23 protein-coding genes are annotated in these 23,038 nt (G+C 72.0%); 8 read left to right on the top strand and 15 right to left on the bottom strand.

Annotation, left to right across the window (positions count from 1 at the left end; all coding sequences use genetic code 11):
* Positions 1–85 precede the first annotated feature (85 nt).
* Entirely contained in the window at positions 86–538 is a 453-nt protein-coding gene (locus Pdca_RS32110) for an Lrp/AsnC family transcriptional regulator (protein ID WP_085913376.1), read from the bottom strand.
* A gap of 109 nt (positions 539–647) precedes the next feature.
* Here Pdca_RS32110 and Pdca_RS32115 point away from each other — a divergent pair, with 109 nt between their 5' ends.
* Complete coding sequence (locus Pdca_RS32115; RefSeq protein ID WP_085913377.1) at positions 648–1,277, top strand: LysE family translocator; 630 nt, start codon at positions 648–650, stop codon at positions 1,275–1,277.
* Positions 1,278–1,315: 38 nt separating this feature from the next.
* On the opposite strand, the gene Pdca_RS32120 is transcribed toward Pdca_RS32115, so the two are convergent.
* Both Pdca_RS32120 and Pdca_RS32125 read right to left on the bottom strand, forming a co-directional pair.
* Positions 1,316–1,891 carry a DUF4232 domain-containing protein gene (locus Pdca_RS32120; RefSeq protein WP_232021312.1) on the bottom strand — a complete coding sequence of 192 codons (576 nt, stop codon included), beginning with the start codon at positions 1,889–1,891 and terminating at the stop codon, positions 1,316–1,318.
* Between the two features lie 126 nt (positions 1,892–2,017).
* Positions 2,018–3,388 carry an MFS transporter gene (locus tag Pdca_RS32125; protein WP_085913378.1) on the bottom strand — a complete coding sequence of 457 codons (1,371 nt, stop codon included), beginning with the start codon at positions 3,386–3,388 and terminating at the stop codon, positions 2,018–2,020.
* A 70-nt stretch (positions 3,389–3,458) separates the two neighbouring features.
* Between Pdca_RS32125 and Pdca_RS32130 the strand changes: the two genes are divergently transcribed.
* Positions 3,459–4,133: a TetR/AcrR family transcriptional regulator gene (locus Pdca_RS32130; protein ID WP_197719865.1), complete on the top strand. Its 675-nt coding sequence runs from the start codon at positions 3,459–3,461 to the stop codon at positions 4,131–4,133.
* A 9-nt stretch (positions 4,134–4,142) separates the two neighbouring features.
* Here the strand turns inward: Pdca_RS32130 and Pdca_RS32135 are convergent, their stop codons facing one another.
* Together Pdca_RS32135 and Pdca_RS32140 are read right to left on the bottom strand one after the other, a co-directional pair.
* Entirely contained in the window at positions 4,143–4,688 is a 546-nt protein-coding gene (locus tag Pdca_RS32135; protein ID WP_125911634.1) for a hypothetical protein, read from the bottom strand.
* Between the two features lie 115 nt (positions 4,689–4,803).
* Positions 4,804–5,493: a DUF1345 domain-containing protein gene (locus Pdca_RS32140; protein ID WP_085913380.1), complete on the bottom strand. Its 690-nt coding sequence runs from the start codon at positions 5,491–5,493 to the stop codon at positions 4,804–4,806.
* Positions 5,494–5,712: 219 nt separating this feature from the next.
* On the opposite strand from Pdca_RS32140, the gene Pdca_RS32145 reads away from it, so the two are divergent.
* The 4 genes from Pdca_RS32145 to Pdca_RS32160 all read left to right on the top strand — a co-directional run bounded on the left by Pdca_RS32145 (position 5,713) and on the right by Pdca_RS32160 (position 8,994).
* Positions 5,713–6,711, top strand: coding sequence for an extracellular catalytic domain type 1 short-chain-length polyhydroxyalkanoate depolymerase (locus Pdca_RS32145; protein ID WP_085913381.1), 999 nt, complete (start codon positions 5,713–5,715; stop codon positions 6,709–6,711).
* A 115-nt stretch (positions 6,712–6,826) separates the two neighbouring features.
* On the top strand, positions 6,827–7,576 hold the full coding sequence (locus Pdca_RS32150) for an amino acid ABC transporter substrate-binding protein (RefSeq protein WP_197719866.1): 750 nt from the start codon (positions 6,827–6,829) through the stop codon (positions 7,574–7,576).
* Positions 7,577–8,245, top strand: a complete 669-nt coding sequence (locus tag Pdca_RS32155; RefSeq protein ID WP_085913382.1) for an amino acid ABC transporter permease — start codon at positions 7,577–7,579, stop codon at positions 8,243–8,245. It begins immediately after the preceding gene.
* Positions 8,242–8,994 carry an amino acid ABC transporter ATP-binding protein gene (locus tag Pdca_RS32160; RefSeq protein ID WP_085913383.1) on the top strand — a complete coding sequence of 251 codons (753 nt, stop codon included), beginning with the start codon at positions 8,242–8,244 and terminating at the stop codon, positions 8,992–8,994. The genes Pdca_RS32155 and Pdca_RS32160 overlap by 4 nt, the downstream gene beginning before the upstream one ends.
* 12 nt (positions 8,995–9,006) lie before the next feature.
* Here the strand turns inward: Pdca_RS32160 and Pdca_RS32165 are convergent, their stop codons facing one another.
* The 8 genes from Pdca_RS32165 to Pdca_RS32200 are packed head-to-tail and all read right to left on the bottom strand — an operon-like array spanning position 9,007 to position 17,817.
* Positions 9,007–10,014 carry a carbohydrate kinase family protein gene (locus Pdca_RS32165; protein WP_085913384.1) on the bottom strand — a complete coding sequence of 336 codons (1,008 nt, stop codon included), beginning with the start codon at positions 10,012–10,014 and terminating at the stop codon, positions 9,007–9,009.
* A gap of 14 nt (positions 10,015–10,028) precedes the next feature.
* Positions 10,029–10,946, bottom strand: coding sequence for a formyltetrahydrofolate deformylase (gene purU, locus Pdca_RS32170; protein WP_085913385.1), 918 nt, complete (start codon positions 10,944–10,946; stop codon positions 10,029–10,031).
* A 9-nt stretch (positions 10,947–10,955) separates the two neighbouring features.
* Positions 10,956–12,440 carry an adenosylhomocysteinase gene (ahcY, locus tag Pdca_RS32175; RefSeq protein ID WP_125911635.1) on the bottom strand — a complete coding sequence of 495 codons (1,485 nt, stop codon included), beginning with the start codon at positions 12,438–12,440 and terminating at the stop codon, positions 10,956–10,958.
* Positions 12,437–13,687, bottom strand: coding sequence for a methionine adenosyltransferase (gene metK, locus Pdca_RS32180; RefSeq protein WP_085915963.1), 1,251 nt, complete (start codon positions 13,685–13,687; stop codon positions 12,437–12,439). Before metK ends, ahcY begins: the two co-directional genes overlap by 4 nt.
* On the bottom strand, positions 13,684–14,847 hold the full coding sequence (locus tag Pdca_RS32185; protein WP_085915962.1) for a uroporphyrinogen decarboxylase/cobalamine-independent methonine synthase family protein: 1,164 nt from the start codon (positions 14,845–14,847) through the stop codon (positions 13,684–13,686). The genes metK and Pdca_RS32185 overlap by 4 nt, the downstream gene beginning before the upstream one ends.
* On the bottom strand, positions 14,847–16,349 hold the full coding sequence (locus Pdca_RS32190) for a hypothetical protein (protein WP_125911636.1): 1,503 nt from the start codon (positions 16,347–16,349) through the stop codon (positions 14,847–14,849). The genes Pdca_RS32185 and Pdca_RS32190 overlap by 1 nt, the downstream gene beginning before the upstream one ends.
* Positions 16,350–16,354: 5 nt before the next feature.
* Positions 16,355–17,302 carry a methylenetetrahydrofolate reductase gene (locus Pdca_RS32195; protein WP_085915960.1) on the bottom strand — a complete coding sequence of 316 codons (948 nt, stop codon included), beginning with the start codon at positions 17,300–17,302 and terminating at the stop codon, positions 16,355–16,357.
* Complete coding sequence (locus tag Pdca_RS32200) at positions 17,299–17,817, bottom strand: methylenetetrahydrofolate reductase C-terminal domain-containing protein (protein WP_085915959.1); 519 nt, start codon at positions 17,815–17,817, stop codon at positions 17,299–17,301. Before Pdca_RS32200 ends, Pdca_RS32195 begins: the two co-directional genes overlap by 4 nt.
* A 311-nt stretch (positions 17,818–18,128) precedes the next feature.
* Here Pdca_RS32200 and Pdca_RS32205 point away from each other — a divergent pair, with 311 nt between their 5' ends.
* Both Pdca_RS32205 and Pdca_RS32210 read left to right on the top strand, forming a co-directional pair.
* A complete protein-coding gene (locus tag Pdca_RS32205) occupies positions 18,129–19,535 on the top strand; it encodes a PucR family transcriptional regulator (protein WP_085915958.1) in 1,407 nt (468 codons plus the stop codon).
* The gene (locus Pdca_RS32210) at positions 19,532–21,340 is read left to right on the top strand and encodes a bifunctional homocysteine S-methyltransferase/methylenetetrahydrofolate reductase (RefSeq protein ID WP_085915957.1); all 1,809 of its coding nucleotides are present in this window, start codon (positions 19,532–19,534) and stop codon (positions 21,338–21,340) included. Before Pdca_RS32205 ends, Pdca_RS32210 begins: the two co-directional genes overlap by 4 nt.
* 40 nt (positions 21,341–21,380) lie before the next feature.
* Here the strand turns inward: Pdca_RS32210 and Pdca_RS32215 are convergent, their stop codons facing one another.
* Both Pdca_RS32215 and Pdca_RS32220 read right to left on the bottom strand, forming a co-directional pair.
* On the bottom strand, positions 21,381–22,187 hold the full coding sequence (locus Pdca_RS32215; RefSeq protein WP_085915956.1) for an amidohydrolase family protein: 807 nt from the start codon (positions 22,185–22,187) through the stop codon (positions 21,381–21,383).
* The gene (locus Pdca_RS32220) at positions 22,184–23,020 is read right to left on the bottom strand and encodes an amidohydrolase family protein (RefSeq protein WP_158092320.1); all 837 of its coding nucleotides are present in this window, start codon (positions 23,018–23,020) and stop codon (positions 22,184–22,186) included. Before Pdca_RS32220 ends, Pdca_RS32215 begins: the two co-directional genes overlap by 4 nt.
* Between the last annotated feature and the right edge of the window lie 18 nt (positions 23,021–23,038).

Raw genomic sequence — 23,038 nt, forward strand, 5'->3', positions numbered from 1 at the left:
AGCCGAACGGACGACGGCGGCGTGCGGCAGATGTATCGGCTGCATCGCTCCACCTCCTGCACGCGGGTATCCGTCCCGGCGGGCCTCACACGGGCAGCGGCCGGTCCTCGACGACGCTCTTCATCACCAGGGTCGAGCTGAGCCGCTGCACGCCGGGCAGCGCGGCGAGCCGGTCGTCGTAGAGCTTCTGGAACGCGGACAGGTCCCGGGTGATCACCCGGAGCAGGTAATCGGGATCGCCGAACAGGCGCTGCGCCTGCACGACGTTCGCGATGCCCGCGACGGCCGCCTCGAAGGCGGTGACGGTGTCCCGGTCGGCGTCGCGCATGGTGACGAAGACCAGCGAGTCGAAGCCCAGGCCGAGCACGCCGGGATCGAGATGTGCCCGGTAGCCGGCGATCGCGCCGGACTCCTCCAACGCACGGAGCCGACGGTGACACGGCGACACGCTGAGCCGGACCCGCTCGGCCAGCTCGGTGACGGTGATCCGGCCGTCACGCTGCAGCTCGGCAAGAATCTTCCGGTCGATGGCGTCCACAGCGAGAATTCTCCCCCGCCGAGGCCCGCACCGCGCAATCTTGGAAACACCTTCCGGCCCGGCCGCCATAGCGTTCCCCCCAGGACGTACGAGTGGGGAGGAGATGGACATGGCGGTGCAGGCGGTCGTCGCGTTCTGGGGGCTGTCGCTGCTGCTGGTGCTCACCCCCGGCGCGGACTGGGCGTACGTGATCGGGGCGGGCCTGGCGCAGCGGACCGTGCTGCCCGCGGTGGCCGGACTGCTCGCCGGGCACCTGGCACTGACCGGGGCGGTCGCCGCCGGGGTCGCCGCGCTGGTCGCGGGCTCCCCGGCCACGCTGACCGTGCTCACCGGGGTCGGCGCCGCCTACCTGATCTGGCTGGGGCTGACCGGGCTGGCCCGCCCGGCCGGCACGGTCCCCGGTACCGGCGCCGAAGCCGTGCCCGGTACCGGCGCGTGGCTGCGGCAGGCCGCGAAGGGCGCCGGGACCAGCGGGCTGAACCCGAAGGCCCTGCTGTTGTTCCTCACGCTGCTGCCCCGGTTCACCGACCCGTCCGGCGCCTGGCCGGTGGGCGGGCAGATCCTGCTGCTCGGCGCGGTCCACGTCGCCTGCTGCGGTGTCGTCTACCTCGCGGTCGGGATCGGCTCGCGACGGCTCCTGGCGGCCCGCCCCGCCTGGACCCGCGTGGTGTCGCGGGTCTCCGGCGGGGCGATGGTCGCGATCGGTGCCGGGCTGCTCGTCGGGCAGCTCGCGCTCTGAACGGTGCCGTCCCCGTCCGGTCCGGCCCGGCCCGGCCCTCAGATCGAGCCCTGCTCCACCGGGCCGATGAAGGAACCGGGCCGGGTCGCGCCGTCCTGACGCTGCACCGGGCCACCGCGCCACGGCAGGGTCTGCGATGTCGTCTCGTCGGGCGCGGTGACCACGACCTCGGTGGGCGTCCAGTCCCCGCCGGACAGCGTGGTGATGGTCGTGATCCCGGTGCCGCCGGGCTGCAGCGTGATCGCGGTCGGCTCCTCCGCCGAGCGCGGCAGCGAGTACGACGGCCCGAAGGTCGGGTCGTCCGGTCCGCGCAGGTCGACCCCGCCGAAGCCGGTCATCGTGCAGGGCTGATCGGAGGTGTTCCGCCAGGCCAGGACCGTCCGCTGCTGTCCCTCACCGGTGGGCTCGTTGACGGTGGCGGTGAGGACCGCGTCGGTGCAGCGGGCCGCCGCGGCGGCCTGGTCGGCGGATCCGGCCGCCTCCTCCGGGGCCGCCTGCGCGGGCGGTGCGGCCATCTCCCCGGCCGCCGACGGGGCCGGGTCGCCGCCACAACCGGCGAGCAGCAGGCCGGCGGCGAACAGCCCGGCCACGAACGGTGCGCGTGTGGTTCCCATGTGGACACCCTCGCGGCGACGACGGGACCGCGCGCGGCGGAGCGGTGACCAGCACCCGTCCGTGGGTAGGACGGCTCGGCCCGGTCGACCGGCGACCCCTACCCCCGCACCGCGACGCATCCCGGGTCATCGGGTGAGCGTCGGCCGCCCCGGCAGCAGCCGCGCCGCCGCGACCACCAGCAGTGCTGCGACCGCCACCACCCCGTAGGCGGTCCCGACCGGATCGACCGAGGCCGCGGTCAGAAAGCCGACGAGTGTCACCCCTGCGGAGGCGAAGAGCTGGACGACGATGAACAGCGCGGCGGTGCCCTGCGCCATCGACTCCCGGGGCAGGACCCGGTACAGCCCGGCGAAGGTCGGGGCGGCGACGGCACCGAAGCCGAGCCCGAGCAGGAACACCACGGCGAGTACCGCGGCCGCCGGCCAGCGGGCGTGCCCGGCCAGGATCAGGATCGCCGCCGCCGCGGTGACCGACGCGCCGCCGCGGACCAGGATCCGCGGGCCGGTCGTGTCGCTGACCCGCCCGGACGACGTCATCGAGATCATCAGCCCCAGCCCGAGCACCGCGACCGGGAACGCCTGCCATCCCGGCCCGAGACCGATGCTCCGCACGGCGAGGGCCGGCAGCACGGTGAGCTGTGTGTACATCACCAGCCCCACGGCGCTCATCACACCGAGCGCCGCCGCGAACGACGGGATCCGCAGCAACCGCACGTCCAGCAGCGGGGCGGGTGCGCGCAGCGCGTGCCGGACGTAGCCGGCCAGCAGTGCGAGCCCCAGCAGCACACAGACGGCGACGGTCGGCGCACCGCTGCCGGCGCCCGCCCGGTTCAACCCGAGCAGCAGCAGCACGAATCCCGGTGGCAGCAGGAGCAGGCCGCGGACGTCGACCGCGGCGCGGTCACCGGTCGAGCGCGTCCCCGGGACCAGCCGCCAGGCACCGAGCCCCACCAGCACCGCGAGCGGGACGTTCAGCCAGAAGATCCACGGCCACGCGCCGGCCCCGACCAGCGCACCGCCGATCAGCGGACCGGCCACCGGCCCGACGTTGATCACCAGCGAGACCAGCCCCATCACCCGGCCGAGAGCGTCCGCGGGGGTCACCAGGCCGACGACCGCGATCGCGGCCGGCTCCAGCAGGCCACCCGACAGCCCCTGCACCGCCCGGAACACCACCAGACTGTTCAGGTCCCAGGCGAAGCCGCACAGCAGCGAGCTCAGGGCGAAACCGACCAGGGCCGCCTGCAGCAGCCGGGCCGGACCCCAACGCGCCGACAGCCACCCGACCAGCGGGACCGCGGCGGACGCGGCCACCAGGTAGACGACGGTGATCCAGACGACGCCGGAGATCGGAGCGCCGAGCTCGGCCCCGAGCGCCTCCAGTGTCGAGGTGACCGTCGTCCCGGTGAGCACGGCCATGAACGCCGCGAGCGCCATCGAGACGAGCACCCTGTGGGTACCCGGGCCGTCGACGGCCCGCACCGAACCAGTTGTCATGCTCGGCAAGCTACTAAACGGTGTAGTAAAGTTCAATGCCGTTCAAGTAGAGCGTTGCTAGGCTGCGTACGTGGGGACGACGGACATCGAGGCCGCGGCGGCACCGGCGGTACCGCCGGTGCGCAAACGCGACAAGCGGCGCGCCATCCTCGACGCCGCCGGGCCCGTCTTCGGCGAGGCCGGCTACGAACGGGCGAGCGTCGACGCGATCGCCGGCGCCGCGGGGGTGTCGAAGCCGACCGTCTACTCCTACTTCGGCGGCAAGGAGCAGCTGTTCCGGGAGACGATGGCCGATATCGCCCGGCAGGTGAACGAGGTCTCCTACCAGCACGTCGTCGCGCTGGACCTGCATCCCGACCGGTTCCGGGCGGGGCTGGGCGAGCTCGGCGTCGCGCTCACCCGGTGCCAGCGCGACGGGTGCGCCGGTTCGCTGTCCCGGCTGGTGCTCGCCGAGAGCCGGCGCGATCCCGCAGTGTTCGAGGAGGTCCGCCGGGCCGGGTTCGGCCCCATCCGGGAGGCACTCGCCGGCCGGCTCGCCCGGCTCGGCAACGCCGGCCTGCTGCACATCGACGACGCCGACGTCGCCGCCCAGCACTTCATCGCGCTCACCCAGGCACAGCTCCCCGAGCTGACCGCCGGTGGCTCCGCCGACGCCGACGACACGCTCGTCGCGGCGGCGGTAGCACTCGGGGTGGAGGCGTTCCTCCGCGCGTACGCACCCCGGGCGGAGGATTCCGCCCGCTGACCCGGCCCGTCAGTTCGCGCCGAGCCGGATCTCGTCGTTCCGGACCTCGGCCGCGGTGACGCTCACCCGGTCCCGGGTTCCGATCTGCACCGAGTAGCGCTCGGAGCAGGGCAGACCGGCCACGGTGAACGGGAAGTCACAGCCGCCGGAACCGGAGCGTCCGGCCTGCAGACCTCCGACGCCGACGACCACACCGCCGGCATTCCGGACGACCACCGCCGCACCCTCGGCGATGTCGTGGTGCCGGCCCTGGGCGACGCAGCGGTCACCACCGTGCTCCGCCGACGCCGGTGCGGTGGCGTCACCGACGACGGTCATCCGTCCGGTCATCGTGCTCTCCGCGGCGGACAGCGCGACGGCGCCGGTCACGACGAGGAGCAGCGTCGAGACCCCGAGCAGGATCCGCCGGGCCTTCGACGTGCCGGGCATCTCCGGCGGTGTCTGGGACACGGCGACGGCGTGCCGATCGCTGTGCCGGTACCGCTGCCACATCCGGAACCGGGCCCACTCGTCGCGTTCCTGCTGCGTCATCGGCTCCCAGGCCGGCCTGTCCACGTCCTCGACCTCCACCGTCCGGACGAGCCCTCCGTGAGCTGTTCAGACGTCCTGTCGAGTACGGCCGTCGGCGCGTTTCCGCTTTTCATCAACTCTGATGAGGCCCGGGGCACCGTCAGAAGCTGGTCAGCGCCGATACCGTCGCGGCGATCGTGACCGTGTTGAACACGAACGCGATCACCCCGTTCGCCGAGACGGTCCGGCGCATCTCGCGCGAGAGCACGGTGACGTCGGTGGTGCCGAACGTCGTCATCACCGAGACCGCGAAGTAGACGTAGTCCGCCCACTCCGGTTCGGCGTCGCCGGGGAACCGCAGGGCGGTGCGGTCCTCGACGATGTCGTCCGCGTGGAAGGCGACCGCGAACGAGACGAGCACGCACACCCACCCGACGACGATGAGCGCGACCGCCACCGCGATCCGGACCGGATCGGGCAGGCTGCCGCCGCCGTGGCCGGGCAGCCAGAGCACCGCGACCGCCAACGCGGTCGCCACGATGAAGATCGAGACACCCGGGCCGGGAGCGGTGCCCAGCACGTAGCGCTCCAGAACCGTCCCCCGGCTCTCCCGGCGCGCCCAGTCGTGGATCTGGGCCGGCGTCGCCGTCACGAAGGTCGTGGTCGTCAGCACCAGGTAGACGCTCAGGTAGACGAGCAGGACCAGCACCCAGCCATCGACGAGCGCAAGTCTCGTGTCCAGTGCACTCAGGACCGCGACCAGCGTGCCTCCCCCGAGCAGGGCGACCACCGAGCTCACCCCCGAGCGCCGCCACTCGGGCAACCAGAGCCGGGCCATCCGCTCCGACATCGTGCTGCCTCCTCCCGCCGGCCCGAGGAGGTGCCTCCCGTGGCCGAAACGCGTTCCGGAACGCTAGCCCCTGTGTCGAGGACCGCCGGACCGGTGGGACCGGGTGGAGGACCCCGGCTTGACCGTGCCGTCGCGGCACGGTCTGTACTGGCCCCCGACGAGGACAGGAGCGAACACAGTGGTCACATCGGACCGGAACGGAGCGGGGTGGCAGCCGGTATGAGTCGACGGCGGATCGCAGGCCGGCTGGCGGCCGTGTTCGCGGGCGCGCTGGTGCTGGTGGGTGTCGTCGCCGGTACCGCCGCGGCACGGAATCCGGGCGCCGGGACCGACCACCTCAGCAGCTACTCCAGCGCCGAGGGCCACCTGGCCTATCAGGTGCACGTGCCGCCGTCCTGGCGGCCCGACCGGTCGATGCCGGTGATGGTGGCGATCCACGGCTGCGGCATGACCGGCTACGGGCTGAACTCGATGAAGTCGATGACCCGGTTCGACGATCTCGCCGACCGGGAGGGCTTCCTCGTCGTCTATCCGACCCAGTCGTTGCTGCGCAACGGGTTCCTCTGCTGGAACTCGCTGTCCCCGGACCACCAGGACCGGGACCGGGGCGAGCCCGAGCTGATCGCCGGAGCCATCCGGCAGGTCGTCGAGAGGTACGGCGCCGATCCCACCCGGGTGCACGTCGCCGGCGCGTCCTCCGGCGCCGGAACCGCCGTGATCCTCGCGGCCACCTACCCGGACCTGATCGCGACCGCGACCTCGGTCGCGGGCGGCGAGTACCGCTTCCACCGGGCCGAGCACGACCTGGACACCGTCACCCCCGTCGACACCGCGTACCTCGCACTGGAGGCGATGGGACCGCGCGCCCGGCAGGTCCCGCTGATCGTCGTGCAGGGCGACCAGGACGACGTCGTGCCGCCGTTCATGGCCGAACGCCTGGTGCGCCAGTGGCTGGTGCTCGGCGCGCTCATCGAGACCGGGCAGCCCGACGTCGACACCACGCCCGACGAGGTCGAACGCGTCGAACCGCCCGGCGCGTACCCCTACACCCGCACCAGCCACCGGGTCCCCGGACAGGCGAGCATCGACTCCTACCTGGTCGAGGGCATGGGGCACACGTGGTCCGGGCCGCGGGCGTCGGGGACCTTCACCGACCGGGCCGGGCCCGACCTGACGTCGATCATCTGGGAGTTCGCGTCGGAGCGGCCGCTGCGCTGATGCGGCGACCGCCCGGCCTCGCACGTTGAACGTGCTGGACCGTCCGGCCTACTGTTCCCTGATCTTGCGGGGGTGTCGCAACCCGTCCCCCTGTTCCACCGCAGAAGGAGACCTCGTGCGCCGCACGTTCCTGGCCATGGCCGCCGCACTACTGGCCCTCACCACCCTCGTCGGCTGCAGCGCCGGCTCGGACACACTGCGGATCGGCACCGAGGGCACCTACAGCCCGTTCAGCTTCCAGGGCCCGGACGGCGAGCTCACCGGCTACGACGTCGAGGTCGCCCGCGCCGTGGGCGGCAAGCTCGGCCGCGAGGTCGAGTTCGTGCAGACCCCGTGGGACTCGATCTTCGCCGCGCTGGAGTCCCAGCGCATCGACCTCGTCGCCAACCAGGTCACGATCAACGACGAGCGGAAGGCGCGCTACGACCTCTCCACCCCGTACACCGTGTCCGAGGGCGTGATCGTCACCCGCGCCGACGACACCGCCATCAGCACCCTCGCCGACCTGCAGGGCCGCACCACCGCGCAGTCCGCGACCAGCAACTGGGCCGAGGTCGCCCGCGGCGCCGGAGCGAACGTCGAAGCGGTCGAGGGCTTCGTGCAGGCCGTGCGGCTGCTCAAGGACGGCCGGGTCGACGCCACCGTCAACGACACCCTCGCCGTCGGCGAGTACGAGAAGACCACCGGCGACCGCGGGGTGAAGGTCGCCGGCACCACCGGCGACACCAGCGAGCAGGCGTTCGCCGCGCGCAAGGACAGCGGGCTGATCGCCGAGGTCGACCGCGCACTGGCCGAGCTGAAGGCCGACGGCACGCTGGAGCAGCTGTCGGAGAAGTACTTCGGCGCGGACGTCAGCGGCCGGTAGATGGATCCCGACACCTGGGAGCTGATCGGCCGCAACCTGTGGCCGATGCTGAAGGCCACGGTCACCATGACCATCCCGCTGACGGCGATCAGCTTCGTCATCGGCCTCGCACTGGCGCTGCTGCTGGCGTTGGCCCGGATCTCCTCGATCGCACCGCTGTCCTGGGCGGCCCGCGTCTACATCTCGATCATCCGCGGCACGCCGCTGCTGGTGCAGCTGTTCATCGTGTTCTACGCGCTGCCGGATCTCGGCCTCGTGATCGACCCGTTCCCGGCGGCGATCATCGCGTTCAGCCTCAACGTCGGCGGCTACGCGGCCGAGGTGATCCGGGCGGCGATCCTCAGCATCCCGAAGGGGCAGTGGGAGGCCGCGCAGACCATCGGGATGGGGTACACCACCACGCTGCGGCGGGTGATCCTCCCGCAGGCCGCGCGGACCGCCGTCCCCCCGCTGTCGAACACGCTCATCTCGCTGGTCAAGGACACGTCGCTGGCCTCGACCATCCTGGTGACCGAGCTGCTGCGGGTGGCGCAGCTGGCGGCGGCGCCCACCTTCGACTTCTTCGCCCTCTACGGTGTCGCCGCGGTGTACTACTGGGTCCTCTGCCTGCTGCTGTCCTCGGTGCAGGTCCGGGTGGAGACACGGCTGGAGAGGTACGTGGCGCGATGAGCGACCTGCTGAGGGTGCAGGGCCTGCAGAAGTCCTTCGGGACGCTCCAGGTTCTGCGCGACATCTCGTTCGCGGTGCCTGCCGGGACCGTCACCGCGGTGATCGGGCCGTCCGGCTCGGGCAAGACGACGGTGCTGCGCTCGCTGAACGCCCTCGACCGTCCCGACGCCGGAGTGATCGGCATCGGCGACGTCACCGTCGACTTCGCCGGGCCCATCGACCGGGCGACGCTGGCCCGCTTCCGCGCCCAGACCGCGATGGTGTTCCAGGCGCACAACCTGTTCCCGCACCGCACGGTGCTGCAGAACATCGTCGAGGGTCCGATCGTCGTCCAGAAGCGCCCCCGCGAGGAGGCCGTCGACGACGCCCGGCGGCTGCTCGAGCAGGTGGGCCTGGCGGAGAAGGCCGACCAGTACCCGTACCAGCTCTCCGGCGGCCAGCAGCAACGGGTGGGAATCGCCCGGGCGCTGGCCCTGGAGCCGGAACTGATGCTGTTCGACGAACCCACGTCGGCGCTCGATCCCGAGCTCGTCGGCGACGTACTGCGGGTGATCAAGGACCTGGCGGCCACCGGCCGGACGATGGTCCTCGTGACCCACGAGATCCGGTTCGCCCAGCAGGTGGCCGACCAGGTGCTGTTCGTCGACGGCGGCGTGGTCGCGGAGTCCGGGCCGCCGTCGCGGGTGCTCGTGGAGCCGGAACGGGCCCGCACCCGGCAGTTCCTGAGCCGGATCCTGGACCCGATCTGACCCCGAGACGGTTCAGCCGGCGCTCACGGTGCTGGTGCGGCCGTACTGCAGGACCGGCGCGATCTCGGTGACCGCGTCGTCGCCGTAGGCGTCGGCGAGCCGGGGCAGATCGGCCTCCGAGATCGACCATTCCTGGGCGCCCTCGGTCTCGATGACCAGCACGGCGACGAGCGCGCCGAGCTGTGCCGCCCGCTCGGGGGTGAGGCCGGCGTCGATCCCGGACAGGAAACCGGCCCGGAAACCGTCGCCGACCCCGGTGGGATCGAGCACCTCCCGGGCCGGGACGGCCGGGATCCGCAGCTCGAGCCCGTCCCGGTCGGCGATCTCGACGCCCGCCCGGCCGAGGGTGGTGACCCGCAGCCCGACCCGGCGGGTGATCTCCTCGGCCGACCAGCGGGTCCGTTCCCGGAGCAGCTGCCACTCGTACTCGTTGGTGAACAGGTAGCGGGCGCCGTCGATCAGTTCCCGGCACTGCTGACCGTCGAGGCGGGGCAGCTGCTGGGAGGGATCGGCGGCGAAGTCGACACCCAGCGAACGGGCCTGCCGGGTGTGGGTGATCATGGCGTCCGGGTCGCAGGCGCCGATCAGGATCAGCGAGATCTCGTGCCGGGCGTGCACCGGGGCGATGGTGATGGTCTTCGACTCGCTCATCGCGCCCGGATGGAACGAGGCGATCTGACACTCGTCGGCATCGGTCGTGCAGGTGAATCGGCCGGTGTGTGCGGACTCGACGACCAGCACCTCGTCGCAGATCACGCGGTTCTCCTCGAGCCGCCGGCGGTAGTCGTCGAAGTCGGCCCCGACCGCGCCGAGCAGCAGCGGGCGTCGTCCGAGCAGGCCCATCCCGTAGGCGATGTTGGCGGCCACGCCGCCGCGGTGCACGACGAGCTGGTCGACGAGGAAGCTGAGCGAGAGCCGGTCGAGCTTGCCGATGAGGATGTGGTCGGCGAACCGGCCGGGGAATCTCATGAGGTGGTCGGTGGCGATCGACCCGGACACGGCGATGGTGCCGATGGTCATGGTGGATGCTCCTGTCAGAAGACGACGGTGGTGCGCCCGTCGACGAGGACGCGGTCGTCGCAGTGCCAGGCCACGGCGCGGGCCAGGACGGTCCGTTCGATGTCGGCGCCGCGGCGGGTGAGCTCGGCGACGGTGGCGCGGTGGTCGACCCGGACCACGTCCTGCTCGATGATCGGGCCCTCGTCGAGGTCCTCGGTGGCGTAGTGCGCGGTGGCGCCGATCAGCTTGACCCCGCGCTCCTTGGCACGGCTGTAGGGACCGGCGCCGGCGAAGGCAGGCAGGAAGGAGTGGTGAATGTTGATCACCGGTGCGCCGACGGAGTGCAGGAAGTTCGCGGAGAGGATCTGCATGTAGCGGGCCAGCACCACGAGCTCGGTGCCGCAGCCGCGCACCAGCTCCAGCTGCCTGCGCTCGGCATCCTCCTTCGCCTGCGGTCCCCGGCCGACCGGGATGTGGGTGAAGGGGACGCCGAACGCGCGGACGTCGTCGGCGAGATCCGGATGGTTGGAGACGACCTGGACCACGTCGATCGGGAGCTCGCCGCGGCGGGTCCGCCACAGCAGGTCCAGCAGGCAGTGGTCGTGCCGCGACGCGAAGACCGCGGTGCGGGTGCGCGCGGCGACCGGCCGGAAGCTGTAGTCCGCGCCGAGCGGGCGCGCGACCTCCACCGCGAAGGCGTGCTCGAGCGCGGGCAGCTGCGCCGCGAGGTCGTAGAGGTGGAAGACGATCCGCAGGAAGAACCGCCCCCCGGAGGGGCCGGTGGTGTCCTGATCGGACTGGACGATGTTGGCCGCGTGCTCGGCGAGGAAGCTCGACACGCGGGCGACGACGCCCGGGCGGTCGATACAGGTGACGACCAGCCGGGCCAGTTCGTCCGGGTTCTCGGTCGGAGCGGTCCGTGGCGACACGGCACGGCTCTGGACGGCAGTCATGCGTGCCTCTCAGTAGCGGTAGTGCTCGGGCTTGTACGGGCCCTCGACGTCGACACCGATGTACTCGGCCTGGTCCTTGGACAGCGTGGTCAGTTCCCCGCCCAGTGCCAGCACGTGCACCTTCGCGACCTTCTCGTCGAGGTGCTTCGGGAGCCGGTAGACGTCCTTGTTGTACTCGTCGTGCTTGGTGAACAGCTCGATCTGGGCGATCGTCTGGTTCGCGAACGAGTTCGACATCACGAACGACGGGTGCCCGGTCGCGTTGCCCAGGTTCATCAGCCGCCCCTCGGACAGCACCAGGATCGTGTGCCCGTCCGGGAAGATCCACTCATCGACCTGCGGCTTGATGTTGACCTTGTTGATGCCCGGGATCCGGCCCAGCCCGGCCATGTCGATCTCGTTGTCGAAATGACCGACGTTGCACAGGATCGCCTGGTGCTTCATCTTCGCCATCAGCTCGGTGGTGATGATGTCCTTGTTCCCCGTCGTGGTCACCACCACGTCCGCCGAACCGATGACGTCCTCCACCCGGGCCACCTGGAAGCCCTCCAGCAACGCCTGCAACGCACAGATCGGGTCGATCTCCGACACGATCACCCGCGCACCCTGACCCGCCAGGGCCTCCGCACAGCCCTTACCGACGTCGCCGTAACCGGCCACCACCGCGACCTTGCCGCCGATCAGCACATCGGTGGCGCGGTTCAACCCGTCGAGCAACGAGTGCCGGATGCCGTACTTGTTGTCGAACTTCGACTTCGTCACCGAGTCGTTCACATTGATCGCCGGGAACAACAACTTGCCCTGCTCAGCCAGCTGGTAGAGCCGGTTCACCCCGGTCGTGGTCTCCTCGGTGACCCCACGGATGTCGGAGTTGATCGTCGTCCAGCGCTTCGGGTCCTCGGCCAGGCTGCGCCGCAGCGTGTCGAACACCACCCGCTCCTCGTCCGAGACGCTCAGGTCGTCATCGGCGAAGCTCGGCACCACACCGGTCTGCTCGAACTCCACACCCTTGTGCACCAGCAGCGTCGCGTCACCACCGTCGTCGAGGATCATGTTCGGCCCCACGACGTTGCCGGCCTCATCGGTGAACTTGAACAGCTGCTCGGTGCACCACCAGTAGTCCTCGAGCGACTCGCCCTTCCAGGCGAACACCGGCACACCCGCCGGCTTCTCCGGCGTGCCGTGCGGACCGACCACCGTCGCCGCCGCCGAATCATCCTGGGTGGAGAAGATGTTGCACGACACCCACCGCACATCAGCCCCCAGGCTGACCAGGGTCTCGATCAACACCGCGGTCTGGGTCGTCATGTGCAGCGAGCCCGCGATCCGGGCACCGTGCAACGGCTTGGCCTCAGCATACTCCCGACGCAGGTCCATCAGACCCGGCATCTCGTTCTCGGCCAGCCGGATGTCCTTACGCCCGGCCTCGTGCCCGCCGATGTCGGCGATCGCGAAGTCGAGCCCGCCACGGTTCTGCAGCTTCGGGTGGCTCATCGGACACCTCCGGCGAGCGCGGGGGTGGCGTCCGTGGCGCGGCCGGCGGCGGCGCGCAGCGACTCGGCCCGATCGGTGCGCTCCCACGGCAGGTCCACATCGGTCCGGCCGAAGTGGCCGTACGCCGAGGTCGCCGCATAGATCGGCCGGCGCAGGTCGAGGTAGTCGCGGAACGCCGCCGGGCGCAGGTCGAAGTGTTCGGCCACCAGCTCCTCGATCAGCTTCCGGTCGACCGTCTCCGAGCCGAAGGTCTCGACCAGCACCGACACCGGCCGGGCCACCCCGATCGCGTAGGCGACCTGGACCTCGGCCCGGCCCGCCAGGCCGGCCGCGACCAGGTTCTTCGCCACGTAGCGGGCCGCGTACGCCGCCGACCTGTCCACCTTGGACGGGTCCTTGCCGGAGAAGGCCCCGCCGCCGTGCCGGGCGAAGCCGCCGTAGGTGTCGACGATGATCTTGCGTCCGGTCAGTCCGGCGTCGCCGACCGGACCGCCGATCACGAACCGCCCGGTCGGGTTGACCAGCAGCTCCGCGCGCAGCGTCGCGGCGTCGTAGAGCTCGGCGGGCAGCACCGGGACCACGACGTGCTCCCAGATGTCGGAACGGATCTGCTCGGTCGTGACGTCCTCGGCGTGCTGGGTGGAGACCAGCACCCGCTCCACCGCGACCGGGCGACCGCCCCGGTAGCGGACCGACACCTGGGTCTTCCCGTCCGGCCGCAGATAGGGCAGCGTGCCGTCCTTGCGAACCTCGGAGAGCCTGCGCGACAAGCGATGTGCCAGCGCGATCGGGGTCGGCATGAGCTCCGGGGTCTCGTCGCAGGCGTAACCGAACATCATCCCCTGGTCGCCGGCGCCGGCCTGGTCCAGCTCGTCGTCGGAGGTCCGCCCACGGTGCTCGTGCGCCTCGTCGACCCCCTGGGCGATGTCCGGGGACTGCTTGTCCAGCGCGACCAGCACCGCACAGTTGTGCCCGTCGAAACCGAAGTCACCGCGGTCGTAGCCGATCCGGTTCACCGTGTCCCGGACGATGCCGGTGTAGTCCACGGTCGCCGTGGTCGTGATCTCCCCGGCCAGCACCACCATCCCGGTGGTGATCAGGGTTTCGCAGGCCACCCGGGCCTCCGGATCCTCGGCGAGGATCGCGTCCAGCACGGCGTCGGAGATCGCGTCGGCCATCTTGTCGGGATGGCCCTCGGTCACCGACTCGGAGGTGAACAGGAAGTCGTGGTCGTCGGACGAGGTCATCGTCTCAGGTCTCCTCGGTGCTCGGAGGGGGTGTCGTCGGAGGTCACGGCCGGTACCGGCACCGGCGGACCGTGATCGGGTTCGGGTTCGGGGTCGGGGCGCGTCGCCGGGAGGCCGGCGTCGTCGGGCGGGAGTGCACGGGCGGGACCGGCGGTGCCGGTGAGCTCGTCGCGTACCAGCCGGGTCCCGGCGACCATCGCGTGCAGCTTCGCCCTGGCGATCGGGCCGGGAAGGTGCCGCAGCCCGCAGTCCGGATTGATCACCAGGCGCTCCGCGGGGAACAGCTCCAGCGCCCGGCGGATGCGGCCGGCGACGAGCTCGGGGCTCTCCACCCGCCGGCTCTTCACGTCGATCACGCCCAGCCCGACGCCGCGGTCCCAGCCCTGCTCGGCGACGATCGGCAGGTCACCGAGGCCCTTGCGGCCGAACTCCAGCACCAGGTGGTCCACCGAGGCGTCCAGCACCGCGGGGAACAGGAAGTCGTAGTGCCCCTCCCAGGAGGGCCGGGCGTAGCGGTTGCCGTAACAGACGTGCAGCCCCCACTCGGCGGGCACACCCGCGGTGACGACGTTGATCGCCTCCACCGCGAGCCCCACCTCGTCCGGGTAGCCGGCCAGGAACGGCTCGTCGATCTGCAGGTGGGTGGCGCCCCGCGCGAGGAGCGCGTGCGCCTCGGCACCGAGCAGCCGGGCGATCGCCAGCACCAGCTCGCGGCGGTCCGGGTAGGCGTCGTTGCGGACGTGGCGGGCCAGCGAGAACGGGCCGGTGAAGGAGAACTTCACCGGGCGCTCGGTCTGCGCCGCGGTGAACCCGAAGTCGTCGGCCAGGCCGAGCGAGGTCGCCTCGGACGGAGCCGGCAGCGGCGTGCCGACGCGCACGTCGTAGTAGTCGAAGTAGAAGTCCTTCGTGGTCCGCGGGATCTCCATCCCGGAGATCCGGGCGAGCAGGTAGTCCAGGTCGTTGTCCCGGCGCAGCTCGCCGTCGGAGACGATGTCGATCCCGGCGAGCTCCTGGTCGCGCAGTGCGGCCTTGATCGCCGTCTCGTGCACGTCGAGCAGCTGGGCCCGGCTCATCCGGCCCCGGCAGTACTCGGTCTTCAGCCGCTCCATCCAGTCCGGGACCGGATAGGAGCCCACCACCGATGTCCGCAGCACGGCCATCAGTCCCTGGCCTGCGCGGTCATCGTCACGATGTTTCCGCCGCCCGCACGGTGCCGGAACCGTTCGTAGCGGACGTCGAACCCGCGTCGCCGGCCCACGTGCGCGAGCAACGGGCCGTTCACCCAGTTGACGACCGAACCGTCGTACTTCCCCGGGCCCCGGAAGTGCGTGCGGTACCCCTCGATCTCGGTGACGAACAGGTCGTGGCAGACCAGCCGCCCGTAGGGGTGCAGCAGCCGCAGGCTGTCCACGAAGCTCTGCAGCGCACCGTTGTTCACGTGCATCCGGACGTCGGCGCCGGACTCCAGCAGCGGCCGCAGCAGCTCACCACCCAGGTCGGTCCCGCCGCCCAGGTCGTAGGTGTCCAGCCCGGCCAGCGGGACGTAGCGCTCGTCCAGCCGCACCGCGGCCCAGGCCCGTCGCCAGAAGTCGACCGCGGCGCCGGTGTCCGGGAACCGGTCCGGCATCGCGTCGGCGAGCAGCGACGGCCCGAGCCGGAGCAGCCGGTGCACGACGTCGGGCAGCCGGTCGATCCCGATCCCGATCGACCCGGCCAGCTCGGCCGCGTCGGCGGCGCAGAGCTGCGCCCTGATCTCGACCTGGTAGGTACGCCCGCCCAGCTGAGCCACCTCGTCGGTGGGCAGGTTGTCGTAGACGTTCGACACGTAGACGAGGAAGATCTTGTACTTGAGAAAGCCGAGCGCGGTGCACGGCCGGGTCGCGTCCAGGGTGAACGAGCTGACCTGCTCGGCGTGCTCGGCCACCGCCTGCCTGGCCAGTTCCAGCACGTGCGCCGAGTAGTCGCACATCAGGTAGTGGAGCCGGCGGTAGTAGTCGCTCCCCCGTTCCTGGTCGAGCCGGGCGAACTCGTCCAGGAACACCTTCGCCTGACCGCCGTTGCCGACCCCGATCTCCAGCACGTACAGCTCGTCGGGCAGCGCCTGAGCGGTGACGAGACGGTCCCACACCCCGAACAGCTCCAGGATGAGCTCGCGGGCGGCCTCGGTGTTGCGGGCGTCGCTCTCCCCGCCGGGCAGCGCCTGCTCGTACCCGCGGCCGGTGGACTTCTCCCAGAGCTCGAGGGCCGACCAGTAGAGCGCGTTGAAGTCCCACACGCAGCTGCGGCTGCCCGGCCCCCAGTCCTCCAGCGGGAGGTCGTCGCCGGTGGCCGAGAGCGCCGCCGCGGTCAGCTCGTGCAGCTCCTCGGGGCGGACCGAGCCCGAGCGGCGCAGGTCCACGGCGATCTCCAGGTCGTCGTCGCGGACACCGAGCGGTTCCGGCGGCGGCAGGCCGCCGGTGTCGGGCGTGGCCTGACCGATCCGCCGGGACTGCACGACGCCGCGGAAGTTGTCCCGGTACTGCACCCAGTCGGCGACCACCCGTACCCGGCTGAGGTCGACGTCGCTGGCGGTCACCGCGTCGAGAACGGGGAGCACCGCGTCGTTCAGGTTCACCGCGCGGGCCCCGCGGAGCCTGCTGTGTGGTCGGACGTCCAGTAGCACGGCGCTCACCTTCCGGATACGACGACGGGTCGGTCGGGCTCGCACGGCACGGGCCCGAGCCCGGCGCGATCGAGGATCTCCGGCACACCGCGTTCGAAGCCGAACGCCATCACGTGTGCTCCGGACACCCCCGGGATGTCGGGTAGCTGCTGCAGCGTCTCCACGCACAGCCGGATGCCCTCCTCGGCGACCCGGCCCGGCAGCACCCCGCGCAGGCGCTTCTCCACCGCGGGGGGCACCGAGATGCCGGGGACCCCGGTACGCAGGAACTCCAGCATCCGCAGCGACCGGATCGGGCCCACCCCGGGCAGCACCGCACACCGCGGCGGCACCCCGAGATCGACCAGCTCGGCCATCCACCGCCGCAGCGGCTCGACGTCGAACACGTACTGCGTCTGGACGAACTCGGCCCCCGCCGCGACCTTCTTCGCCAGCCGCCGGGCCCGGAATCCGGCCGGCGGCGCGAACGGGTTCTCCACCGCCCCGATCAGCCAGCCCGGGTTCGCCGAGAGCGGCTCCCCGGAGAGCAGCACGCCGTCGTCCCGCATCGCGCGGGCGATCCCGATCGCCTGCACCGCGTCGACGTCGAACACCGGCCTGCTCTCCGGGTGGTCGCCGAACCGGGGGTGGTCGCCGGTCAGCAGCAGTACCTGCGGCACGCCCAGCGCACCGGCGGCGAGCAGGTCGGACTGCAGGGCCATCCGGTTCCGGTCCCGGCAGGTCAGCTGCATGACGGGCGACAGGCCGGCCCGTCCGGCGATGACCGCGCCACCGAGGCTGGACATCCGGACCCGCGCGCCCTGGTTGTCGGTGATGTTGACGGCGTCCACCCAGCCGGACAGCAACCGGGCCCGGTGCAGGAAGTCCTCGGTGTCCGCGCCGCGGGGCGGTCCGAGCTCGGCCGTCAGGGCGAACCGCCCCGCGGCCAGCGCCGCACGCAGTCCGCCGCTCATCGCGGGGTCACACCGAGCTGACGGTGCAGCAGCGGACCCGGGTCCGCCGGGGGCGTCTCGTGCCCCTGCCAGTGGTTCACCCATGCGCTGCGGCCCCATTCCCGGTGGTCCGCCGGGTGGTGCAGCAGATCCAGGTCGCCGGTGTGCCCGTTGGCCTCCGCACGCTCGTAGGCCTGCACCCAGACGCACCGCAGGCTCGGATGCACCTCGCACATCCCGGTCGGTGACACCCCGCCGCACGGGCCGTTGCGCAGCTCCTTCGGGCAGGTCATCGGGCAGGTGTAGCCGGTCGTCGGCAGGGCGCACTGGCCACACATCCGGCAGCCGAACAGCTGCTCCTTCGTCACCCGCTCGGTCGCGGTGAACAGCCGGTACCCCCACGGCGTGCGTTCCAGGAGTGCGCCCAGCCGGGCCCATACGGCGTTGCGCCGCAGCAGCCGATTCGATCGGTAGCCACCCGAGCCGGGGATCCGCGGCCGGAAGGGCCTCGGCCAGGAAAACCGTTCGGTCTCCATATCGCACTCCCTTCGGACACCGTTGCTCGACGAGAACGCATCCGGTCTTCCACAGGAATTGCCGGAATGCGATGTGAAGTAGCCTGACACGTCATCCGGTCGTCGGTCATCGGGTCGATCGCCAGAACATCCGGGCCCGGGACTGTCGTCCTACACAACGTGCTCCGACCCCCTGGATCGAGGCACGATCCGGCCGACATGTGGCACCGCACTACTCGACATCGGTACTTTTTGTGTCATATCACAGTCGATTTCAATGGACGGCGAAACGGTCGTTGCCTCCCGCCTCGGGATGGCCCTACTGTGCTGACATGGCAGCAGCGGACTCGACACCGAGCCGCACCGAGCACCCGTCTCCCGATGCCGCCGGTCGACCGGAAATCGCGGAGAAGCTGCTCCGGCTGCGCCGGTTCGTCGCGATGTGCAGCCACCTGTCGGCGGCCGCCGCCCAGCAGAACGATCTCGATGCGATCGTCGGCCTGCTCGCCTCGGCCACCGGCTCATCGGTCGCGGTGCTCGATCGCGGGCTGGAGGTACTCGCCGAGGCGGGCCCCTGCACCGCCACCGAGATCCTGGCGATCGCGCGGGACCACGCGGGGACGGCCGGGTTCAGCCGGATCCTCTCGGCGGCCGCGCGCAACCGGCGCGCGCTGCAGGTTCCGGGGCACCGGCAGGAGACACCGGTGGGCGTCGCACCCGTCTCGGTCGGCAAGGATCTGGCCGGTTACCTGCTGTCCACCGCGGAGCGGGACGGGCCGAACGACACCGGGCTCGGCGAGGACCTGATGCTGCTGGCCGGCGAGCACGCCGCGATGGTCTGCGGGGTGCTGCTGGGCCGGGACCTGGTGGTCACGGCCGCAGCCGGGCGGGCCCGCCGCGAACTGGTCGAGGGCCTGCTGCTGGCCCGCGACATCGACCGCGGCGAAGCGACGCAGTGGGCCCAGCACCTGGGTTACGACGAGGCGCTTCCGCATGCGGTCACCGTGGTACCGCTGCCCCGCGACTCCGATGCCCCGGCCACCGCGGCGATCGTCGAGCAGGTGCTCGGCGCGCTCGCCCCGGAGGCCATCCTCGCGGTCCGGGCCGACGAGGTGGTCGCGGTCCTGCCCGGTCCCGGCGCGAGCACCACCGCCCGGCCCCCCGGTGCACCACCTCCGAGCGGCACGAAACCGGACGGCGCGACCTCCGGGACCGCCCTCCCGGCCGCGGTCGCCCGGGCACTGGAGCTGACCGAGGGGCTCGTCGAGGAACTGCACCGGCGCGGCGTGGCGGTTCCCGCGATCGGGATCGGCAACGAGTGCCGGGCGGCCGCGCAGGTCGCCCGCTCGTACTCGGAGGCCCGCCGGGCACTCACCGCGGGCCTGCGATCACCCGTCCCGGGCGCGGTGGTGCCGTTCGCCGAGCTGGGGGTGCACCGGCTGCTGTTGCAGTTCCCGGACCCGGCCGAGCTGCGCCGGTTCGGCGACGAGGTGCTCGGGCAGCTCTTCGCGGACGGCTCCTCGACCGGCGCGGACCTGCTGACGACGCTGTCGGTGTACTTCGAGGAGAACAGCAGCCCGAGCCGCACCGCGCGCCGGCTGCACGTCCATCCGAACACCGTCGCCTACCGGCTGCGCCGGGTCGAGGAGATCACCGGTCTGCGCCTCGACCTGCACCGGGACCGGTTGATGGCCGAGATCGCGGTCGAGATCATCGAAGGGTCGAGGTACGGATCATGAGCCTGACGGTCTCCGAGTTCCGGGCGATGGTGAGCGGCCGCGTGCTGGTCTGCGACGGCGCGATGGGCACCATGCTGCACGCCGCGGGCAACGCCCTCGACCAGTCACTGCCCGCACTGTCCTGCTCGGACCCGGATCTGGTCCGGGCGGTGCACGCCCGCTACGTCGACGCCGGGGTGGACATCGTCCAGTCCAACACCTTCGGTGCCAACCGGCTGCGGCTGCACGAGTTCGGCCTCGCCGACCGGCTCGGCGAGATCAACCGCGACGCGGTGCGGATCGCCAGGGAGGCCGCCGGCGCCCGGCCCGGGGTACTGGTGGCGGGATCGGTGTCCCCCGCGGTGAGCGTCCAGCAGCGCAGACGGGTCTCCGCGTCGGCCCGCACCGACGCGGTGACCGAGCAGCTGGGGTTGCTCGACGGGGCCGGAGTCGACCTGATCGTCCTGGAGACCTTCGGACACCTGGACGAGCTGCTCGAGGCCGCCCGGATCGCGGTCGAGGAGACCGACCTACCGGTGATCGCCCAGGCCACGTTCGGCCCGGACGGTCGCACGCTGAGCGGCCACCCGGCCCGCGACGTGGCGCACGCGCTCGGTGAGATCGAGGTCGCGGCGATCGGGACGAACTGCACGCTCGGCCCGCGGCACATGCTCGACGTGGTGCGGGAACTGTGCGAGCACACCGACCTGCCGGTGACCGGCCAGCCCAATGCCGGGTTGCCGCGCCGGACCGGGCCGGCCCGGTTCGAGTACGACATCGACGCCGAGTACCTCGTGCGCTACGTCGGGCAGCTGGTCGAGGTGGGGGCCCGGGTCGTCGGCGGATGCTGCGGGACCACACCGACCCAGCTCGCCGGTGTCGTCGAGCTCGTCCGGGAACGCCAGGCACGCCGGCGGACGACGGTGACCGGCACCGTCCCCGCCGCACCGGCGCCGGCGCCCGCCGTCCGGGACCCGGGCCACAGCGACCTGCTGGCGGTCGAGCTGACCCCGGACGACCGGGGAGGCACCGAACAGGCCGTCGACGCCGCGCGCCGGCTGCACGAGCACGGGGTGAACCTGATCTCGGTCGGCGCGGGAGGCGGGGTGCGCGCCCGGCTCAGCCCGGTCGACCTCGCGCTGCACCTGCACCAGCGGCTCGGGGTGGACACCGTGGCCACGGTGTCCACCTGGGACCGCACGATCATGGCCCTGCAGGCCGACCTGCTCGGGGCGCACGCGCTCGGCATGCACCGGATCGTCTGCGAGACCGGCAATCCACCGCTGGTCGGTGACTACCCGCACGTGGACGGCATCTGGGACGTCGACTCGATCGGCCTGATCGAACTGCTCACCGGGCTCAACGACGGCACCGACTTCTACGGGCTCCCGCTGCCGACCCGCACCACCTTCGAGATCGGCGCGCGGATCAACCCGGGCGGCCGGGACCTGGCCGCCGCGGCCGCCCGGGCCCGGGACAAGATCGCGGCCGGCGCCCAGTTCCTGATCACCCGGCCGGTCTACGCGGTGGAGGACCTGGAGCGGCTGCTGGAACAGATCGGTGAGCCGCTCCCTCCGGTGCTGGTCTCGATCCGCCCGCTGAGCGGGTTCGCCGAGGCCGAGTACCTGACCCACGAGGTACCCGACGTGCACGTCCCGCCCCGGGTGCTGGATCTGTTGGACCGGGCCGGGAGCGGTGGGCAGCGGGTCGGCCTGGAGCTGGCCACCGAGCTGGCGCAGCAGGTCCGTCCGCTGGCCGGCGGCCTGGTCGTGGTGCCCAACGGGGATCCGGTGGACACCGTCCTGGCGGTGGCCGGAGAGCGCTGATCCCGGCCCCCTCGAGCGGCCCGTCACGTCGAGCGGCCCGTCATCGGGCGGGGCCGAAGTAGTAGTCGTGCGCCGCGTGGTGGATCCGCTCGCGGACCGCCGGATCGGGCACGATCCGGGCGAACGACGCCAGCTCGGCCGCGTAGCCGGTGGGTTCGCGGGCCCCGACGAACGGGGCGTCGCTTCCCCAGAACACCCGGTCCGGCCCGGCCCGGGAGATCAGCTCCGCAGCAGTACCGACGAGCCGCTCCGCGGCCGGCCGGAAGCGGTACCCGGCGGACAGCTTGACCCGCACCCGTCCGGTGTCCAGCGCGCGCAGCAGTGCCTCGCCGCCCGGCGTCCGGTAGCCGAGTTCGGGATGCGGGTCGCCGAAGTGGTCCACGACGACCGGCACCCCGTGCCCGCACAGCCCGGCCAGCACCGGAGCCAGACGATCGCGTTCCACGTTGAGCTCGACGTGCATGCCCAGATCGGCGACCGTGTCCAGCACCCGCCGGTAGCCCGGATCGGCCGGGTCCGGGAGCTCGGCGCGCCTGCGCCACTGGAACCGGATCCCGGCGACGCCGGCGGCGGTGCACCGGGCACGCAGCTCCGCCGGATCCGTGCCGGGACCGGCCGTCACCGTGCCCCGCAGCCTCGGGTTCCGGCGGAGTGCGGCCACCGTGTAGGCGTCGTCGGCGAGCAGGCTCATCGCGGAGACGACCCCGTGGGTCACCCCGTGCCGCTGCATCAGCGTCTCGAACTCCTCGACCGGCAGGGCGCGCTCGGGCACCGTCCACGCGTGCGCGGCCATCGGCAGCGCCCCGGTGAACAGGTGCACGTGCGTGTCGACGAGCACCGGGCTCATCCCGCCGTCGCCGGCCGGAGGCCGTAGAGCCGGGCCGCGGTGCCGCCGAGCACCGCGGTGGCGTCGGCCGCGGAGAGCCCGGCGACCGCGCGCCGCGCGGTCGCGACCATGCCGGCGTACTCGCCGCGGGTCTGGGTGACGTCCGAGCCCCACAGCACCCGGCTCGCACCGAACCGCGCGACCGACCAGTCCACCGGGCGGGCCGGGTCGTCGAACCGGGCCAGGTTCAACGTGGTGATCTTGACGTGCACCTGCTCGTGATCGGTCAGCGCGAGCAACGGTTCGGCCCCGGCCGGCGGCCCGGTCACGTCCACCGCGGCGATGTGGTCCAGCACGACCGGGACGCCGGGCACCGCGTCGAGCACTGCGGGCAGCCCGCGCAGCACCTCCGCGGAGTTCCACCGGTAGATGTGCAGGCACATCGACAATCCGGTGTCCGCCGCGGCGGCCCAGACCGCGCGGGCCTCGGGTCCCGCGAACCAGCCGGTCCCGGCCGGGCCGCCGTGCTGATCGCCGCCGGGGGCGGTGAGCCGGATCGCGACCGCACCGCGCTCGGCCAGCCGGTGCACGGTGCCTACCGCGTCCGGGGCCTGCCCGTCGATCACGCACATCGCCCGCACCCGGTCCGGGTGCCGGGCGGCGGCATCGAGCACGTAGCTGTTGTCGAAGCCGTACACATGTGCCCGCTGCACCGCGATCGCGGCATCGGCTCCGTTGTCCCGCAACGCTTCCAGTAGCCGTTCGACGGGCATCAGGGCGTTCGGCGACGCGCCGGGAAGGTGCGGGTAGCCCGGCTCGTCGGTGACCAGGTGGGCATGCGCATCGATGAGCACCTCGTCGATCCTCTCTCT

Origin of the sequence: Pseudonocardia autotrophica, assembly GCF_003945385.1 — a bacterium.
Taxonomy (GTDB): Bacteria; Actinomycetota; Actinomycetes; order Mycobacteriales; family Pseudonocardiaceae; genus Pseudonocardia; species Pseudonocardia autotrophica.